The sequence below is a fragment of the Bacteroides sp. AF34-31BH genome (assembly GCF_003602795.1).
Classification (GTDB): Bacteria; Bacteroidota; Bacteroidia; order Bacteroidales; family Bacteroidaceae; genus Bacteroides; species Bacteroides uniformis.
Map to the genome: position 1 here is coordinate 284,738 of NZ_QTLV01000001.1, position 17,853 is coordinate 302,590.

Here is a 17,853-nt window from a genome sequence, read left to right on the forward strand (position 1 = left end):
GTGGAATAATCAATTAAAGAATAAAAAAAATGTTACCTTTGCATCGTTTCATTTATACATAATCTCAATAATTTATCATGAAAAAGATAATCGCATGCATTTCCATCATTTGCTATACATTGTTATGTTATAGCCAAAATCAGACAACGGACAACAACTACCGTACGCAAAAGAACATTTCCTATCTTCATCCCGGCGAAAAAGACAGTTATAAGCTGGAGCGTTGCAAGCTCGACCTCCATTATCCTACTGATAAAAAAGGATTTGCCACCCTTATCTGGTTCCACGGCGGAGGACTGGAAGCCGGAGAAAAACATTTTCCGAAGGAGTTCCTGGAGCAAGGCTACGCCGTGATAGCCGTAAACTACCGACTCAGCCCGCGTGCCCAAAATCCTGCCTACACGGAAGATGCCGCAGAGGCCGTTGCTTGGACTTTCGAGAATATAGAAGAATTCGGAGGAGATAAAGACAAAATATACATAGCCGGTCATTCAGCCGGTGGTTATCTCTGTCTGATGCTCAATCTGGACAAGAGTTACCTGGCAAAGTGGAATATTGATGCCAACAGCCTGGCAGGCGCTTTCCCCATCAGCGGACAGACCACCACTCATTATACCATCCGCAAAGAACGCGGACTGCCTTCCGACACTCCGATTATAGATAAATATGCCCCTTCCAATAACGTAAGAAAAGACGCTTCACCCATGATACTTATCACTGGCGACAAAGAGTTGGAGATGCTGGCACGCTATGAGGAAAACGCCCATTTATATGCCCTCCTCAAAGCATTGGGACAAAAAACCACCCTCTATCAGATGGAGGGATTTGACCACGGTACGGTGGCCGCTCCCGCATGTACCTTGATAAACAGCTATATGAAGAAGGCAGGCAAGAAGTAACCACTACCCTTGCCTTTCTTTTATATATGCCAATGCCGCTCCTATTGCTGTTCTATATTCAGCATAGGGCGGTATATGAAAATGTACATGATAGATGGCTTCCATTTTAGAAAACACCTCCCGGCACTGGGGCAGTTGGGTGAGATTTCCTATCAGAACGAAATCCTTGATAGGACTGTTCAAAGCTGACAGTACAGCAGCTCCTCCAATGGTTTGAAGTACCGTATAAATTATACCGCAGGCAATATCTTCTTGAGAAGCATTGCTATCCGCTTTCCCGAAAAGAGAGGCGGTAGCACTCACTGGCAAGTCAGGCAAAGCAGTGTTGCAAATATCACCTATCTGCAAGTTGACACGAGTTACATCCCCTTTCTCAGCCAACTCGGACACCTGATGAATATCATGAGTTTTCAACAGCAACCTCGATAATCCCTGCAAGGTACCTCCACCAATCCCCAAGCCGCCAATATGCTGCACCTTGTCTCCGTCTATTTTCACAAAAGAAGTGCCGGTACCCATGCTGACTACAATCAGTTGGTCTATATCCGTTGCATGTCTGGCTCCCAAACCATTGGCAATAAACTCATCCGTTTTGCGAGTAGGCAGTCCATATAGAGGGCTGTTGACAAATGCGCTTCCCACTCCCGTCAGCATCACCTGCTCCACATCGGCCAGCTGTATACCATTGTCATAAATATACTTACCGAATGCTCCGAATAAGGAAGTCACCGGGTCGGTAGCCGTAATAAACATTGGAGACTGTATCTGTTCTCCATTGATTCCAACGATTTTCGTGGTACTTCCACCCACATCTATTCCTATTACTATACCCATAGCTCCAAGTAATTTGCAGCAAAGTTACAAAAGAATCAATAATTGACAATTGATTAATGTGATAATGTGCCAATATGCTAATTGGCTAATTGGCTGCGCTATGTTTATGCTACGCCATCACGCCCTGGTCATTGACACATTGGCACATTAATCACATTACCACATTGCTATCTGTTAAACAGTTCGAAGGTAAATTTGCAACCTATTTCTTGATACTTCCAGTTTGCAAAGCTGGCAAACAAGCCAAAGTCAAATATATGTGTACCAATACCATACCCTACTTCCAGATAAGGTTTCAAGTGAGGAACCACCAATGCATTCAGATACAGACGTTCATTCAATACATATTGGGTATATTTCATCAGATGGCGGAGCAGGAGGAAAGGCGCTTCATAGGTAAGGTGTCCGCGGATATATTTACGGGAAGAGTTATACCAGCGGCCGTCCAGCAACTGGAACACCCCGCCAATATCATCACTCCAACCCATAGGAAGATTGGAACGCCGCAAATTGGCAAAGTCCACAAAGTACAGTTCCTTCTGATTGGTAAACTCTCCCCAACCAAAACGCCAATAAATATCACGCATCAAGCCCAAAGAAACCTGATGCTGCAAATCAATCTCTACACGCTCGTACGAACCACTGCTCTGCAACACTCCACTGAGTCCCCGCTCCCAATCTACTGAGATGGAAGGATACTTGGAATGAAGATTTACTTTACGGTCGCCATTCATATAATAGTATTGTCCCGGAGTCCAGGTGAGGCGGACGCGGGGAGCAAAACTATTATAGGTATGGCGGAACTTGTTCAGGATATTCGGGTCAAAATTCGGAAAGAAGGATGAACCTCCGGAACCGGCACGGGTGGCCGACTTGGTAGGCGGCATGCTCGGGTAGTTCAGTTCAAACCGGGAGCGGTTCACTTCCGTACGTCTGTGCATGGATACACCCACTTCCAGCGACAGACCGTTTACTATTTCCCAGCTATGACGCAGATTCAGATACAAATCCTTGAAATAATCCAAGTGTATCTGGTTGAAGTCAAAAATACTGTCGGGGATGGCTTTCAGGTCGTCCAGCACATCACTGCTGTAAATCCGGTTACCGTTACCAAACTCCAGATGCAATGCTGCACGCTTACGGGGCCAATAATCAAAATCGGACCTCACCCTCCAGTAAAACTCTTTTTCCTTAAAATTATAACCTATCCGGGGAACGATGCGCAGCAGGCGATCACCGGTAAAAATACGGTTGTACTTGAACTCCTGCCGATACGAAATTCCATGCTTGCCGCTATAGCTCAAAAGAAAAGGATTGATTAGTGGTGAACAGCGCACACTCCCCAATTTATCAAGGTCTACCGTATAGCGACTGATCAATGCATCTCCAATCTGCCCCCAAAACTCCAAGTTCTTATTCACCGGTTTCTTTTTCCGGGCGAGCGTATCCCGACGCAAGAAGAAATCCTGATACAGTGTCTCCTCATGCGGAGTCAAAGGAATGGGACGCAAAGTTTTAAAGTAAGCAGTATCACGTAGATAAGCATTCGTATCAGTACGCAACGTGTATGAATCGGACAAGTCATATTTACTTTTCTTCACCGACCTCCGTATATCACTGCCAGAAGTTTTCTGAATGATGTTCTTATAATCGAGTACAGCTTCATAAGTGCCATCTACCACATTTCCCAAAAAACGAAACGTTGCATCCACATCATACTGCAACGGAAGAAATTCGTCCGAATCGCCCACATTACCCATCTTCACCAGATTATTGAACCGCACCATCTCATTACGTCCGGAAAAACGCATCTCGCGTACACTCCACACGTTATCACTCACAATCAGATAACCGCCCACCAGCTGAAAGCTTTTGCTTTTTGGCATAAAACGGATTTTATACTGAAGGGCATGCCGTTCCCCCATCACCGTATCAATCCGATAGGTATAATATTTTTTGGCATTGGGTGCTAAAGGAGAGAGTAGTTTGTCATATAATAAGGTAGAAGAATAGATGTTGATGTGAAAATATTCCGGCAGCCGTCCGTCCATTTCCCAAAACTCGGAAGCAGTACCGACACTTGCCTTTACCTTCTGGTCATAGATGTCGGGAGCAGTAAAATGCAAATCGCTATAAGTTTCCATCATATATTCCCGCACCCCTTTCTTGGGCCGGAACATGGAAGGGATGTAGCGGAGAATATGATTCTTCTTACGGATATTCACCCAGCCCTTTATGTAAAGCTCAGCCTTGTAACTTTCAATAATACGTTCATAAAGGGGGGCAAAGAAGATGACTTTCTCCATGATGGAGTCTGCCGAACTCACATGTTTGTCAACCGGATAAGATACACGCTCCGCCCCTGCCTTCTGTACAAAAGAAAACAAGAAGCAAATCCAAATCCATATAAACAACAAACGTTTCAACCGCAATTTCTCCTTATAGAATCGGGACAAATATACGGAAGAATTTGTGTAATGCAAAAACATGTTCCATAAAGAAGCGGGAATGACACTTGTGACACCCTTTATTATAAAACATATGTTACGCGCGAGAGACAATAATACACAAGCACACATAGTTTGTGCGAGATAAATACGAACCTATATTAATTGTTATAAAAAGGGTGCCACAAGTGTCATGTACAGAATGATTCGTAATTGTGACACATGAAAATTACTAATCACGACGCACTAAGATTACTAATCGTGATGCGGAAAGATTACTAATCATGGCATGTAACAAACGCAAGCTTTGGGTCGTTTTTCCATAACAAGCAGGCTTTTTCAGGGGGTCTATTCTCAAAAAACACTAATATTTTCGAGAATACCCCCTAAAAAAGAGGGGGTAGTTCAGAAAAAACATGTATTTTTGCGCCCAACAACCAATAAAAGGAGAGACTTATATGTCAAAAATGCGATTTTTTGCTTTGCAAGAACTTGCCAATCGGCAACCTCTTGAAGTGACCACCCCTTCAAACAAACTGTCCGACTACTACGGCAGCCATGTCTTCGACCGTAAGAAAATGCAGGAATACCTGCCCCGTGAAGCCTACAAAGCCGTAACCGACGCCATTGAAAAAGGCACTCCCATCAACCGCGAAATGGCAGACTTGATTGCCAACGGCATGAAAAGTTGGGCAAAATCCCTCAACGTCACCCACTACACGCACTGGTTCCAACCCCTAACGGATGGAACTGCTGAAAAGCATGACGGCTTCATCGAATTCGGCGAAGGAACAGAAGTGATCGAACGTTTTTCCGGCAAACTGCTCATCCAGCAGGAACCGGATGCATCCTCTTTCCCCAACGGAGGTATCAGAAACACATTCGAAGCACGAGGATATACTGCTTGGGATGTTTCCTCACCTGCCTTTGTGGTAGATACCACACTTTGCATCCCCACTATCTTCATCTCTTATACCGGCGAAGCGCTCGACTACAAGACTCCATTGCTCAAAGCCTTGGCAGCCGTAGACAAAGCAGCGACAGACGTATGCCAGTTGTTCGACAAGAATATCACACGCGTTTATACCAATTTAGGCTGGGAACAAGAATATTTCCTCGTCGACTCGGCACTGTACAATGCCCGCCCGGACCTTTGTCTGACCGGACGTACCCTGATGGGACACTCCTCGGCCAAAGACCAGCAGCTGGAGGACCACTATTTCGGCTCCATCCCCCCACGTGTCACAGCTTTTATGAAAGAACTGGAAATCGAATGTCACAAACTGGGTATCCCGGTCAAGACCCGCCATAACGAAGTAGCTCCCAACCAGTTTGAGCTGGCGCCTATCTTTGAGAATGCCAACCTTGCCAACGACCACAACCAGCTTGTGATGGATCTGATGAAACGCATCGCACGCAAGCATCACTTCGCCGTACTGCTTCACGAAAAACCCTACAACGGCGTGAACGGCTCCGGCAAGCACAACAACTGGTCGCTTTGCACCGATACGGGTATCAATTTGTTTGCACCGGGCAAGAATCCGAAAGGGAACATGCTGTTCCTTACCTTCCTGGTAAACGTACTGATGATGGTATACAAAAACCAGAACTTGCTGCGCGCCTCCATCATGAGTGCCGGAAACAGCCACCGTCTGGGAGCCAATGAAGCGCCTCCCGCCATTCTGTCCATCTTCCTGGGCAAACAGCTGTCTTCCATCCTCGACGAGATAGCCCGCCAGATAAGCAGCAGCAAGATGACATCGGAAGAAAAGACAACACTGAAATTAGGCATCGGACGTATTCCCGAAATATTACTGGATACCACCGACCGTAACCGTACTTCCCCATTCGCCTTCACCGGCAACCGCTTTGAGTTCCGTGCCGCAGGTTCGTCCGCCAACTGTGCCGCCGCCATGATTGCCATCAATGCAGCTATGGCAAACCAGTTGAACGAATTCAAAGTCTCCATCGACAAACTGATGGAAGAAGGAGTCGGCAAGGATGAAGCCATCTTCCGCATTATGAAAGAGACCATCATCGCCTCCGAGCCTATCCGCTTTGAAGGTGACGGCTACTCCGAACAATGGAAGCAGGAAGCCGCCCGCCGTGGGCTGACCAACATCTGCCACGTTCCCGAAGCCTTGATGCACTACATGGATAACCAGTCCCGTTCCGTACTCATCGGCGAACGTATCTTCAACGAAACGGAGCTTGCCTGCCGCCTGGAAGTAGAACTGGAGAAATACACCATGAAGGTACAGATAGAAAGCCGTGTATTGGGTGATCTTGCCATCAACCACATCGTACCGACTGCCGTTATCTACCAAAACCGTCTGCTGGAAAATCTCCGTGGCCTGCGCGAGACCTTCTCTCCCGAAGAATACGAAGTCCTCAGTGCCGACCGGAAAGAGCTTGTACGCGAAATTTCCAAGCGCGTAACCGCCATCAAGGTACAAGTACGCGAAATGACCGAAGCCCGCAAAGTAGCCAACCACATGGATAACTACAAAGACAAGGCTTTCGCTTACGAAGAAACCGTACGCCCTTATCTGGAAAGTATCCGTGACCACATCGACCACCTTGAGATGGAAATTGATGATGAAATCTGGCCGCTTCCGAAATATAGGGAGCTGCTGTTTACAAAGTAGGCCTCTCCCTAGCCCCTCCCCCGTAGGGAGGGGGATAGAGATACTACGATAAACAATTAAGTTACTACGATTTACGATTTGACGGTTTACGGTTGGAGTTACTCATACAATCATAAACCCACCTGCTAATGAGCAGTTGTTTAACAATACAAACTTCAATCGTAAATCGTCTAATCGTAAATATATAGATTTTCCTTTATCTCCCCCCCTACGACATCTTTTTGTCATATTTGTGCAATATTTAATTTTTTCTTTTTACATTTGTGCTGTATAACACAGTTTTGCAGCAGTTATGGTAAAAGTAAACTTGTCTGATATTAATGTTCCGGAGTTGATTGCAGATATATGGTCTCCCTTGAATGACGAACAACGGGAATTCCTCGCCAACCACTTCACACTCCAGAACTACAAAAAAAACGAAGTCATCCATTGCGAAGGCGAGACACCTACGCATTTGATGTGTCTGCTGAGTGGAAAGGTCAAAATCTATAAAGACGGAGTCGGTGGTAGAAGCCAGATTATCCGTATGATTAAACCTGTCGAATATTTCGGTTACCGCCCTTACTTTGCAAAAACAGACTATGTCACGGCAGCATCTGCATTCGAGCCGTCTCTTGTTTGCCAAATCCCCATGACTGCCTTGATGACTCTGCTCACACAAAACAACGACCTTGCCATGTTCTTCATCAAGCAATTGTCCGTTGACTTGGGCATTGCCGATGAACGCACTGTAAACCTGACGCAGAAACATATCCGCGGAAGACTCGCAGAATCCCTACTATTCCTCAAAGAAAGTTATGGTTTGGAGGAAGACGGCTCCACCTTGAGTATCTATCTCTCGCGTGAAGATCTGGCCAATTTGTCAAACATGACCACTTCCAACGCCATACGTACGTTGTCACAGTTTGCCACAGAACGGTTAATCACCATCGACGGGCGTAAAATCAAAATCATAGACGAAGAAAAGCTGAAGAAAATCAGCAAGATAGGATAAGGAATAAGTGACAAGGGATAAGCGATTAGGGGTTAGCATAATAAAAACACATTGTTACCATCCTAACCCCTAATCACTAATCACTAAATCAGTCCTTTCGCAGACAAATATCTTTCCGCTTCAATGGCTGCCTGGCAACCAGTTCCGGCAGCGGTGATGGCTTGACGATAGTGAGAATCAGCAACGTCTCCGGCGGCGAATACGCCCGGCACTTTCGTACGCGGTGTTCCCGGCTCGGTGACGATATAACCTACTTCGTCCGTATCTACATAAGGTTTGAAAATATCTGAGTTGGGTTTATGGCCGATAGCCAGGAAGAAACCGTCAATAGCTACATCATAGCGCTTCTCATCAGGTTCACCCATACGCTGTACCAAATGTACACCTTCCACACCGTTCTCTCCAAACAAGCCTACGGCATTATGTTCGAACAGTACTTCAATCTTGTCATGCTTCATCACACGCTCCTGCATAATCTTGGAAGCGCGAAGATAAGGTTTGCGGACAATCAGATAAACCTTGGCAGCCAGTCCGGCAAGGTAAACAGCTTCCTCGCAGGCAGTATCTCCACCCCCTACAACAGCTACCGTTTTCTTGCGGTAGAAGAAACCATCACAAGTGGCACATGCGCTGACACCCATCCCCGCATATTTCTTTTCATCCTCCAGTCCCAGATACTTCGCTGCGGCACCCGTAGCAATAATCAGCGTTTCAGCCTCAATCACCTTTTCGTCATCAATTGTAATCTTGTAAGGTGCTTCAGCAAGATTGGCAGCAGTAGCGACTCCATAACGCAAATCTGCACCAAAACGTTCGGCTTGCTTCCGCAAGTCTTCCATTAATTCCGGACCAGCGATACCTTGGGGATAACCGGGAAAGTTCTCCACATCAGTGGTGGTCGTTAACTGGCCACCGGGCTGCAATCCTGCATAAAGCACCGGTGAAAGATTGGCACGGCCTGCATAAATAGCGGCAGTATAGCCGGCAGGACCCGAACCGATAATCAGACATTTTACTTTTTCTGTTTCCATCATTATATTATTTACTATTTGACTATTTACAATTTACTATTTAGCGCATGTCGATGACTTCAGCTGTGGGATAGGCTTTTTTGTCAAAGACAAAGAAACTATCCGGATAGGATTGTCCGGTCTGGTAGCTATCAATAAGGATAGTAGTCATATACTTACTTCCCCGTGGCGCCAAGTGCACTTGATGCAGACGATACGTATCCTTTGTCACAAACAGATAGACACTTTCAGGGTCTTTCCTCTTGTCGGCAGCAGTCATGATGACATAATAAACAGATTTGTCCCGCTTACCACCGACACTGCCCAACTTCAATCTGTATCCCTGCTTGTAGAGGGACAACCAGGCATACGGATTAAGAGTCTGCAATTCCTCCTGCGTAGGTTCCGATACATTCACCTCATCTGCCGAAGCCACATAACTCCACTGCGTATGTCCGTCAAACCAAGTCTTCATTCCCTCGGTCTCAACCACAAACTTCTCACCTTCCAGATAGAGAACTCCCGCATAAGAGCCTTGTTGTTCGTTCACGGTAAACGCCAGTTTCACCCCTCCCGCTTTCCGAAAGGCTTCGGCTGTACGCTCCAATATATTCTTGGCATCCGGTTGTTGTGCCGACATCGGCACAGCAAACAACAGCAATAGCACACCAAGTAAAAGCTTATCAAGTTTCATCATTCTATAAATAACCATTCCTTATTGCAAATTGTTTAACCGCATTTCCAGGTCGCTCTCATCTATACAGAACACCTCACGCGCCTTACTACCTTGCGCCGGTCCCACAATCCCCGCTTTCTCCAACTGGTCCATGATGCGGCCGGCACGATTATAACCGATGGCAAACTTACGCTGAATGAGCGATGTGGAACCCTGCTGGTGAATAACAACGAGACGGGCTGCATCCTCGAACAAAGGATCGAGACGTCCCATATCCACATCCCCCAAATCACCTCCTGCATTTTCATCCACATATTCGGGCAGATAGAAAGCAGTGGGGTAACTCTGCTGGCGGGCGATAAACTTCGTAATCTCCGCCACTTCGGGCGTATCGATAAAGGCACACTGCACACGCACCGGGTCAGCTCCCTGCAGGAATAACATATCACCGCGGCCTATCAGCTGGTTGGCTCCCGGACGGTCGAGGATGGTACGCGAATCGACCATTGCCGATACACGGAAGGCGATACGCGCCGGGAAGTTGGCCTTAATCGTACCCGTAATGATGTTTGTTGTCGGTCGCTGTGTAGCGATAATCATATGTATACCCACGGCACGCGCCAACTGGGCGATACGTGCGATGGGCAGTTCCACATCCTTACCGGCTGTCATAATCAAGTCACCGAACTCGTCGATAACGACTACGATGTAAGGCATGAACTTATGCCCCTTTTCCGGATTCAGACGACGGTTGATGAACTTCTCGTTATACTCCTTGATATTGCGCACATGGGCAGCTTTCAGCAAGTCATAGCGAGTATCCATCTCCACACAGATGGAGTTCAAAGTCTGCACCACCTTCGTGACGTCCGTAATGATGGCATCTTCCCCGTCGGGTAATTTCGCGAGGAAGTGATGCTCAATCACGGAGTAGATGCTGAATTCTACTTTTTTGGGGTCTACCAGCACAAACTTCAGCTCTGCCGGATGCTTCTTATATAATAAGGAGGTGATGATGGCATTCAACCCCACGGACTTACCCTGACCGGTAGCACCGGCAACGAGCACGTGCGGCATCTTGCACAAATCCACCATAAACACTTCATTCGTAATCGTCTTACCCAGTGCGATGGGCAAGTCGTAAGTAGACTCCTGGAACTTCTTGCTGCCGATAATGCTCTGACCGGATACAATCTTCGGATTGGAGTTGGGCACTTCGATACCAATCGTACCCTTTCCCGGAATGGGAGCGATGATACGGATGCCGAGCGCCGAAAGGCTGAGGGCAATATCATCTTCCAGACCGCGTATCTTCGAAATGCGGACGCCCTGCTCGGGAGTGATTTCATACAGCGTCACCGTAGGACCTACCGTCGCCTTAATGGTACTGATTTCTATACCGAAACTACGCAGAGTATTGATAATCTTATCCTTGTTCGCGTTCTGCTCTACCATGTCAATGGTCGGACCATTGTCATCGTAATGCTTCATCAAGTCTATTGTGGGGTAATGATAGTTTTCCAAATCCAGACGGGGATTGTACGGCTCCTTCTCCGTTCCCACATACTCCTCCTCTTCGGCCTTTTCAACCTGGAATGCCGGCTCCTTCTCTACCGGCTGTTCCCGAAAAGGGGGCACCGGCTCCGGTGCAGGAGTCTCAAAAGTCATGGTAACATCCTCATCCGCAGACTTGGCTGGCTTTACCTTTCCATCACTTCCACCCAAGTCAAGGGTGATTTCATTCAGCGGTTCGTCCTCTTCTTCCTCTGTAGCAACCTCCTCCTCCTTTTCAAGAACCTTTTCCGGCTCCGCAGCTTCCGGTGTCGGAGCAGTAGTCTTTTCCTTTGCACCCCAAGAGGTCTTGAACTCTTCCGGCGTTTCACCCTGCACGCTTTCCGCCTTCTCCTTACGCTTCAAGAAGCTGAGACTGAACAATCTGCGCAACCAGATGACAGTCCGTGCACTCAGATAGATGAGGAAGCAGATGGCAGTTACCAACAATAGCAGCCATACTCCCGGCACACCGACTTGAGACACAAGCCAGTTGCTGACATTGTATCCGTGCATACCGCCCAGATAGAGGAAAGAGTCCTTGTACTGGTCTACAAACACAAAACCGAAAAATACCGAGAACCACACCAGCATCAACGAACAGCCGATGAACCACTTCCACAAACGCACCACACGCACCCGCATCAGCTTCAATCCCGCCACAGCCAGGAACACGAGAATCAGGAAAGACGATACGCCGAAACAATCATTTATCAGATAGCTGGCCAACTGCGCACCGCGGCTACCGGCGTAGTTCTTCACCCCATTATTGGTGGAAATCAGCTCCTGCGCACTGCCTCCGTCAATGATGCTTTGGTCTGCCGCTCCCGTGAAAAAGAACGACGAAAAGGCGAGCAACAAATAAACCGAAAAGATTACCAGTACCAAGCCGATAACGAAATGAACAGTTTCACTTCTAAATAACGCTGCCACTTTCCCAAAAAACGAGAGTGACAGCTCCGTATCTTTAGCTGTTGAATTTTTCTTTGCCATATTTTTTAAATAACTATTGAGAATTGATTGCAAAAATAATAAAAACTATCCTTCTGCCGCGTTGTTTTCATTCTTTAATTTCTCGTCTGCCGATTATAGGTATTCCTAATCTACAACTGTAATTTTATCGCATGTTTTACTTACATACTTGCATGAAATGACATAGCGCACTAATTTACAACAGATTGCACCATGCAAGCAGACCTCATGCAAGCATGCAGGCAGATTTTGCCTACATGACGCAATCCATGCAAGCCCTATACGCATCAACCTACTCTTTTTCCTTCAAAAAATAAATCGGCTGTTTCTGCAACCCTTTGTTCACCAACACATTCTCCTCACAAAGACGACGAATCTGCCGCGTCGCAGTCGTGCGGGTCATGCCGCAAATCGACTGTACAACACTGCGGGTGATGAACTCATTCTTACGTAGATAGTTCACCACTTTTTGCTTCACCTCATCATCCGTCAGCCTCTTTTTCGTGAGATTCCGCAATTTCAGCGGCTTTACCTTCAATACTCCTATCTCACTGCGCAGCGCCTTGTCCGGTCTGAAAGTGATGTTTTTCAACTTCACCTTAGTACTTTTCCGCTTTGTCTCCAGTGTCACCGGTTCCGTGCAGGTCAGCGTGGGAACAAAGTAACCGATGCCGTCCAAATGTACCTGCCTGCCCTCCCCCAGCTCGCGTCCCACAAAATGCGACAAAGCATCGAGTACCGCCAGTACATCCGTCTCGGTCAGCGAGCAGTATTCTTGTATATGCCTGCGCAGCTCATCGGTCGTCGTGGAGCCGTTCAGTTTAATCCGGGGATGCAGGGTCAGTTCTTCCCCTTGTTTATCCTTCGTTTTCGGGTTTTCGTACCAATCAAATAAAATTGCCATATTCTTTCCTCCATTTTTAGATTCATTTCTGTTGCTGTCTGCAGGTTTCGCTCATGCAAAGTACCGGCTTTCATTAGGCAGAGCATGGGTCTTCCTTACGCAAAGAAGCGTTCTTCCTTCTGCTGAAAGCTTATCAAAAAAAGATGCGCACAGCTGTGGTTTACCTTCTTCATATTTGTGATACACCTTCTTCACAACTATGAGAAAGACATTCCACGACTGTGCGCAACTACAAACTACAGAGGCAAAGATAATGAAAAGCAGGGGGCCTGGCAAAGGAATGCTAATCTTTTTCAATAGCAAGCATTATTTTCCGAATAGAACACTTTACAGTCCCGATAAATCCACTTTATAAAAAGTCGGAGCAACATTGCTTTTCTCGAAGAACATCGCCATATAGATCGGGGCATAGATAATCTTACCTGCGACGCGCAGATTACCGTTGTTGAACACAACTGCTTCGGAGAAGTCGTATTCCTCGCAATCCATGATGTTGGACAAAGCGCGGTGTGTCTCGTAATCTTTACCTGATTTTACCTCAATAGGCAGTACCTTACCCTCAAGCTCAATAACAAAATCCAATTCACCGCGCTTCTTGTTGTTGTAATAGTAGGGAACAATGCCGTGAGCCACCAACTCCTGCGCTACGGCATTCTCGTAAATTGAACCGAAATTGATGTCCTTATCACCTTTTATAATCCGCATCTGAATGCCCTCGGCATATTGGCTGGCCAGCAGTCCGATATCACTTTGGAAGAGTTTGAACAGATTGCGTGAACGTGCAAGCAGGAGCGGCATTTTCGGCTCCTCCACATTATAGACGGGTAGCGCCACGCCCGCGTTCGTCAGCCATAAAAAACTGTTCTCGACCCGGTCGAACTTTGCGTGCTCATTCAATCGTTTCAGTATGAAGCGTTTGTTTTTAGCGTTTAGCTCAGGGGGAATAAGATTAAAAATCTCCTCGATGTAGAGTTTGTTATTAGGATCATACTGGGCGATGTCACGTTTGTACAGACGAATGATATCCTGCTGCACAGTCATCACCTCTTGCAGGTTGTTACTCTCGAGATATTTGCTCACGACCGCAGGCATACCGCCCACAACAAGATAGAGCCGGAACAGCTCCATAATTTTGCCGTGGACAAACTCATCGACGGCAGTGCGATTCCGCCATGCCTCATGCAATGCCCCGATAACGGCGTCATTTATACCCACACACGAAATAAACTCCTCGAAATCGAGTGGGAACATATCCTTTACACCCATGTAGCCAACCGGTTCCGAGCGCAGGTCTTTCAATTCTACGCCCAGCAACGAACCGCTCAAGATGTAACGATACGAACCGTCATCCACCAGAAACTTAATTGCCGTAACAATATCGGGACATTGCTGTACTTCGTCGAAAAAGACGAGCGTTTCACCCTTGATGAGCGGCACGGAGGTGATTGCCGATAGACGGAGCAGAATATCACCGCTGCTCTTTGCTCCCTTGAACAAATCCACCGCTTCGGGCATCTCGACGAAATTGACTTCAATGAAACTTTTAAACGTCTTACCGAACTGACGAATGGAATATGTCTTACCTATTTGTCGTGCTCCGGTAATAAGCAGGGCGTTACGGTTAGTTTCGTAGTAATTGCGAATGTAATCATCTATCTTTCTTTTTATCATAACCTATTCTTGTTTATTCGATTATTAAATGCAATAATCACACTATGCCTCTTTTCCATTGCAAATATAAAGGATTTATGCCACTTTTCCAAGATTTACGCCTACACAAATTGCCGTTTTTCCAATTTAGTAACAGTATCCAAATGCATGCTTTATATGCCCACCGAAGAGGAACTGCAGAACAAGATTGAAAGACAGAAAAACTTTTACCGGTTGCAGCACACGGAAAAATCAATAGAGTAACGACGTATGGTGAAAAGATTGGTTATAATGACGAACACTCAACAACACTAATATCAAGCATGAAGATAGCAATAAAAAACATCCCGTCACATAATTGGAAACATTTTGTATACAGAGAGACGGGAGCAATGCCCTATATTTGCAACCGGTCAATCAATCACCGGCCATGAAAAACAGGTAGTTTATGAGAAATTTCATTGTATTATGCTTATTGGCATGTCTGGCATCATGTACAGACAAAAAAGAATTCCAGACAATAAGAGAACGAATCGATTTATCAGGAAATTGGAACAGTTCATTAGGGAACTGCACATTGCCCGGTACGACGGATGAAAACAAGTTGGGAGACGGCAGGCATCCCACCAATGTAACCTCCCAGTTGACACGGACTTATCCCTACTCCGGCATCGTAGAATATGAAAAAGATGTTGAAATTCCCGTACAGATGGAAGGGAAACGCCTGATACTTTTCATGGAGCGTACAAAACCCAGCACTCTCTGGATAGATGGAGACAGTATAGGCACGTTGGGACATATCTATGCACCTCACTGCTATAGCCTGCCGGCCTTGGCACCCGGCAGCCACCATATAAAGATACGCATTGACAATTCCCCCAGCTCCGTACCAGCCGAAATCCAAAGCTCGCATGCCTGGACCGACGGCACACAAACCAACTGGAACGGCATTCTGGGCGATTTCTACATCGAAGCGACCCCACACACCTATCTCGAGCAGGTACAAGTCTACCCATCTGTAAAGGAGAAAAAGGCCCGCATCCATGTAAACATATACAGCGATTCAGAGCAATCGGGCATAGTGACCCTTTCTGCCAAGACGTGGAACACCCAACAAGAACACCAGTTGCCGGACATGGAAAAACAAGTCGGCTTGAGCAAAGGTGAAAATAAGATAGAACTGGTGCTCGACATGGGCAACCGGATGCAGACATGGAGCGAATTCCACCCCACACTTTATGCACTGAACGTGACCCTTGCCACAAACGAGGGTAAAGACAATATAATAACAGATTTCGGTATGCGCGACTTTGCCACCGAAGGTACTCAGTTCACCATAAACGGCTTCAAGACCTTCTTGCGCGGCAAACACGACGCTTGCGTATTCCCACTTACCGGATATGCGCCGATGGATGTAAAGTCCTGGCGAAAAGTTTTTCAAACAGCCAAGAGTTATGGCATCAACTACTACCGTTGCCATTCCTACACCCCGCCCCGCGCCGCTTTTGCCGCTGCCGACATCGAGGGTATCTATTTCCAGGCCGAGTTGCCTTTATGGGGAAGCATTTCACCGGACAACCATCGCCTGAATGACTTCTTGCTGAACGAAGCCTATATGACCCTCGGCTACATGGGCAATCACCCCTCATTCACCATGTTGGGACTGGGCAACGAGTTGGGTGGCGACGTTGACCTGATGCGCAATTGGCTGGACGGATTCAGAAAACATGACAACCGCCATCTCTATTCGTTCGGTTCCAACAACTTCCTGGGTTGGGGAGGTGCCATAGACGGTGAAGATTATCTGACAACCTGCCGGGTAGGAGGGGGCGAAGGCTATACAACGCACGTACGCAGTTCGTTTGCCTTTGTCGATGCCGAAAAGGGAGGTATCTTGAACAACACCCGTCCCAATACCCGTGCGGATTATACTGCTGCCATAGCGAAATCTCCCCGACCGGTCATCAGTCACGAAACCGGACAGTTCCAAATTTATCCCGACTACAAGGAGTTGGAGAAATACACCGGCGTATTGCATCCATATAACTTGGAGATATTCCGTGACCGGCTCAATGAAAATGGACTGCAGAACCAGATTGACGCATTCCATCAGGCCACCGGCCGGTTTGCCGTCGAATGCTACAAGGCTGATATTGAATACGGCCTGCGCACTGCCGGTTTAGGCGGATTCCAGATGCTCGACCTTCAAGACTTTCCCGGACAAGGCTCGGCACTGGTAGGCATTCTGGATGCTTTCATGGACAGCAAAGGCATTGTCACTCCCGAAACATTCCGCGGCTTTTGTGCTCCGGTGGTACCGCTGGCGCTTATGGACACCTACTGTTACAGCAACAAAGAAGAGCTGAACATAGGACTCGCCCTGACAAATTACGAAGAGCAACCATGGTCTGATGCATTATGCTGGCGTCTGGAAAGCCTGAGTGACAGCGTAACTTTTGTTCGCGAAGGCAAAGTCCCCGCCCATGTAGAGCAAGGAAAAGTAATGCAGGTGGGCGAGTTGAAAAGCACCCTTACCGAAATAGACAAGCCTGCCCAATTGCGACTGACACTGACCACCGGGAATTATCATAACTATTATAACTTATGGGTATACCCCGACCGGACACCGGAAAGCGAAGCGGACATCTTCATCTGTCAGTCCTTGGATGACGAGGCGCGAAAGAGACTGAGCCAAGGAGGGAAGATACTGCTTATACCCGACCACAAAGCCATTGAAGAACAGAGTGTAGGCGGACTTTTTACTCCTGACTACTGGAACTATGCCATGTTCAAAAGCATTTCGGAAAACGCCGGCCGCGAAGTTTCGCCGGGCACCCTCTCCTTGCTGATGGACGAGAAACATCCCTTGTTCCGGCAGTTCCCCACCGAGTGCCATAGCAACTGGCAATGGTGGAGCATCGTACGCCATGCCCGCCCCTTTATTCTGAACGCTACACGCCACGAATACAAGCCGCTTATCCAAGTAGTAGACAATGTGGAGCGGAACCACAAGTTAGGCTTGCTGTTCGAATTTGCCGTAGACAACGGTAAGGTATTGGTTTGTATGAGCAATCTCGAAGCAATTCGCCACACTCCGGAAGGAGGTCAGCTGCGCAATGCCATTTTAAGCTATATGAAGTCGGCTGAGTTCTCTCCCACCGAGACGCTGACCTCACAGCAGTTGCAGCACATATTAACAACCGAGGTGAGGAAGCAAGACATTGTCGGCGTGAAAAACCAGTCGGATTACGACGTACAGCCGGAATAA

The 17,853-nt window shown here is 47.1% G+C and carries 11 protein-coding genes; 4 read left to right on the forward strand and 7 right to left on the reverse strand.

The genetic code is table 11. From position 1 onward, the window contains the following. Positions 1 to 77 precede the first annotated feature (77 nt). On the forward strand, positions 78 to 899 hold the full coding sequence (locus DWZ67_RS01205) for an alpha/beta hydrolase (protein ID WP_005832910.1): 822 nt from the start codon (positions 78 to 80) through the stop codon (positions 897 to 899). A gap of 3 nt (positions 900 to 902) precedes the next feature. Here the strand turns inward: DWZ67_RS01205 and coaW are convergent, their stop codons facing one another. Both coaW and DWZ67_RS01215 read right to left on the reverse strand, forming a co-directional pair. Beyond that, positions 903 to 1,733 carry a type II pantothenate kinase gene (gene coaW, locus DWZ67_RS01210; protein ID WP_005832001.1) on the reverse strand — a complete coding sequence of 277 codons (831 nt, stop codon included), beginning with the start codon at positions 1,731 to 1,733 and terminating at the stop codon, positions 903 to 905. 167 nt (positions 1,734 to 1,900) lie between these two features. Beyond that, entirely contained in the window at positions 1,901 to 4,222 is a 2,322-nt protein-coding gene (locus DWZ67_RS01215; RefSeq protein WP_034522728.1) for a DUF5686 family protein, read from the reverse strand. Between the two features lie 416 nt (positions 4,223 to 4,638). Here DWZ67_RS01215 and DWZ67_RS01220 point away from each other — a divergent pair, with 416 nt between their 5' ends. Then, positions 4,639 to 6,828, forward strand: coding sequence for a glutamine synthetase III (locus DWZ67_RS01220; RefSeq protein WP_005832915.1), 2,190 nt, complete (start codon positions 4,639 to 4,641; stop codon positions 6,826 to 6,828). Positions 6,829 to 7,120: 292 nt separating this feature from the next. Then, entirely contained in the window at positions 7,121 to 7,822 is a 702-nt protein-coding gene (locus tag DWZ67_RS01225; protein ID WP_005832010.1) for a Crp/Fnr family transcriptional regulator, read from the forward strand. 83 nt (positions 7,823 to 7,905) lie between these two features. Here the strand turns inward: DWZ67_RS01225 and trxB are convergent, their stop codons facing one another. The 5 genes from trxB to DWZ67_RS01255 form a co-directional block, all read right to left on the reverse strand. Continuing rightward, positions 7,906 to 8,856 carry a thioredoxin-disulfide reductase gene (gene trxB, locus DWZ67_RS01230; protein WP_120137985.1) on the reverse strand — a complete coding sequence of 317 codons (951 nt, stop codon included), beginning with the start codon at positions 8,854 to 8,856 and terminating at the stop codon, positions 7,906 to 7,908. Positions 8,857 to 8,893: 37 nt separating this feature from the next. After that, on the reverse strand, positions 8,894 to 9,544 hold the full coding sequence (locus tag DWZ67_RS01235; protein WP_016272914.1) for a LolA-like putative outer membrane lipoprotein chaperone: 651 nt from the start codon (positions 9,542 to 9,544) through the stop codon (positions 8,894 to 8,896). Positions 9,545 to 9,547: 3 nt separating this feature from the next. Further along, positions 9,548 to 12,052, reverse strand: a complete 2,505-nt coding sequence (locus DWZ67_RS01240; protein ID WP_005832921.1) for an FtsK/SpoIIIE family DNA translocase — start codon at positions 12,050 to 12,052, stop codon at positions 9,548 to 9,550. Positions 12,053 to 12,323: 271 nt separating this feature from the next. Further along, positions 12,324 to 12,935 carry a winged helix-turn-helix transcriptional regulator gene (locus tag DWZ67_RS01245; RefSeq protein ID WP_005832923.1) on the reverse strand — a complete coding sequence of 204 codons (612 nt, stop codon included), beginning with the start codon at positions 12,933 to 12,935 and terminating at the stop codon, positions 12,324 to 12,326. A gap of 327 nt (positions 12,936 to 13,262) precedes the next feature. Then, positions 13,263 to 14,606 carry an ATP-binding protein gene (locus DWZ67_RS01255; RefSeq protein ID WP_005832925.1) on the reverse strand — a complete coding sequence of 448 codons (1,344 nt, stop codon included), beginning with the start codon at positions 14,604 to 14,606 and terminating at the stop codon, positions 13,263 to 13,265. 427 nt (positions 14,607 to 15,033) lie between these two features. On the opposite strand from DWZ67_RS01255, the gene DWZ67_RS01260 reads away from it, so the two are divergent. Then, positions 15,034 to 17,853, forward strand: coding sequence for a glycoside hydrolase (locus DWZ67_RS01260; protein ID WP_117748919.1), 2,820 nt, complete (start codon positions 15,034 to 15,036; stop codon positions 17,851 to 17,853).

Bases quoted from the DNA above. Each gene is read 5' to 3' on its own strand.
- DWZ67_RS01220 (WP_005832915.1), top strand. From the start codon at position 4,639: ATGTCAAAAATGCGATTTTTTGCTTTGCAAGAACTTGCCAATCGGCAA.
- DWZ67_RS01260 (WP_117748919.1), top strand. From the start codon at position 15,034: ATGAGAAATTTCATTGTATTATGCTTATTGGCATGTCTGGCATCATGT.
- coaW (WP_005832001.1), bottom strand. From the start codon at position 1,733: ATGGGTATAGTAATAGGAATAGATGTGGGTGGAAGTACCACGAAAATC.
- DWZ67_RS01235 (WP_016272914.1), bottom strand. From the start codon at position 9,544: ATGGTTATTTATAGAATGATGAAACTTGATAAGCTTTTACTTGGTGTG.
- DWZ67_RS01240 (WP_005832921.1), bottom strand. From the start codon at position 12,052: ATGGCAAAGAAAAATTCAACAGCTAAAGATACGGAGCTGTCACTCTCG.
- DWZ67_RS01215 (WP_034522728.1), bottom strand. From the start codon at position 4,222: ATGTTTTTGCATTACACAAATTCTTCCGTATATTTGTCCCGATTCTAT.
- DWZ67_RS01225 (WP_005832010.1), top strand. From the start codon at position 7,121: ATGGTAAAAGTAAACTTGTCTGATATTAATGTTCCGGAGTTGATTGCA.
- trxB (WP_120137985.1), bottom strand. From the start codon at position 8,856: ATGATGGAAACAGAAAAAGTAAAATGTCTGATTATCGGTTCGGGTCCT.
- DWZ67_RS01255 (WP_005832925.1), bottom strand. From the start codon at position 14,606: ATGATAAAAAGAAAGATAGATGATTACATTCGCAATTACTACGAAACT.
- DWZ67_RS01205 (WP_005832910.1), top strand. From the start codon at position 78: ATGAAAAAGATAATCGCATGCATTTCCATCATTTGCTATACATTGTTA.
- DWZ67_RS01245 (WP_005832923.1), bottom strand. From the start codon at position 12,935: ATGGCAATTTTATTTGATTGGTACGAAAACCCGAAAACGAAGGATAAA.